General features: G+C 62.8%; 1 protein-coding gene and 1 other annotated feature. The gene reads right to left on the bottom strand.

The window, feature by feature from the left end:
* Positions 1 to 39: 39 nt before the first annotated feature.
* Positions 40 to 1271 (bottom strand): IS3 family transposase gene (locus BMW87_RS34600; RefSeq protein WP_371258894.1). Its coding sequence is split into 2 segments (ribosomal slippage): positions 40 to 980 and positions 980 to 1271, totalling 1233 coding nucleotides; the frame shifts between segments, so codons are not numbered across the junction.
* Positions 877 to 993: a sequence feature (AL1L pseudoknot), on the bottom strand. It overlaps the preceding gene by 117 nt.
* Positions 1272 to 1321 lie beyond the last annotated feature (50 nt).

The following is a 1321-nucleotide window of genomic DNA, read 5'->3' as shown; positions in this document are numbered from 1 at the left end:
TGAATCGCCCCGGCTTTCATGGAGGCCGGTTGGTTTAAGTCATGCCGCCATCGTGGCGGTTTGACTGGCGAGTTGCCGGTAATAGTTTGCCTCAGCTTCTGCAGGCGGGATGTAGCCGATGGGTTCGAGCAGGCGATGGTGGTTGAACCAGGACACCCACTCGAGTGTTGCGAACTCCACCGCCTCCTTGGTCTTCCACGGTGCCCGGCGATGGATCAGCTCGGCCTTGTAGAGGCCGTTGATCGTCTCGGCCAGGGCGTTGTCGTACGAATCACCTTTGCTGCCCACTGATGGCTCAATGCCAGCCTCCGCGAGCCGTTCGGTGTACCGGATGCTGACGTATTGCGAGCCGCGATCGGAGTGACAAATCAAGCTGCCGTCGCGCTCGGGCTGACGGTCGTACAGCGCTTGCTCCAAAGCATCGAGCACGAAGTCCGTGCGCATTGAACTGCTGACCCGCCAGCCCACGATGCGCCGGGCGAACACATCGATCACGAAGGCGACGTACAGCCAGCCCTGCCATGTCGACACGTAAGTGAAGTCCGAGACCCACAGTTGGTTCGGTCGCTGCGCCCGAAACTGCCGGTTGACCCGATCCAGCGGGCATGGCGCTCTGGAATCGCTGATCGTGGTCTTCACCACCTTACCGCGCATCACGCCCCGCAGTCCCAGACGCCGCATCAGCCGCTCGACTGTGCAGCGCGCCACAGCGGTGCCCTCGCGCGCCAGTTGCCTCCAGACCTTGTCGGCCCCATAGACCTGCATGTTGGCCTGCCAGACGCGCTGTATCGCCGGCATGAGGACATCGTCGCGGTGTGCTCTGGCGCAGCGCTTGTGCGGCTCGCGCAGCAGTGCCGCGTGCCGCCGGTAGCCCGACGGGGCGATCTGCAAGACTTTGCAGATCGGCTCGACCCCGAAGGTGTCACGATGCTTGTCGATGAAATCCCTCAGGACTTCAGCCGGCGGTCGAGCTCCGCCTGGGCGAAAAACGCACTCGCCAGCTTGAGGATCTCGTTGGCTCGGCGTAGCTCCTTGACCTCGCGTTCGAGCTCCTTCATCCGCTGGGCCTCGCTGGTCGTCACGCCTTCGCGTACGCCGTTGTCGACCTCATCGCGCTTGACCCATTCGTTCAGCGTCTGCGGCACGCAGCCGATCTTCGGTGCAATCGATTCGATCGCAGCCCACAGCGACGGGTACTCCCCACGGTGCTCCTGCACCATCCTCACCGCGCGCTCACGCACCTCGGGTGAGAACTTGTTCGATTTCTTCATGGCTCAATCCTCTCAGAGTGTTGAGCCTCCACAAAAGCCGGGGCGATTCA

This window comes from Variovorax sp. OV084, from assembly GCF_900111625.1.
Classification (GTDB): domain Bacteria; phylum Pseudomonadota; class Gammaproteobacteria; order Burkholderiales; family Burkholderiaceae_C; genus Variovorax.
The sequence above is the reverse complement of the archived record's forward strand: the minus strand, read 5'-3'. Positions and strand labels throughout refer to the sequence as shown.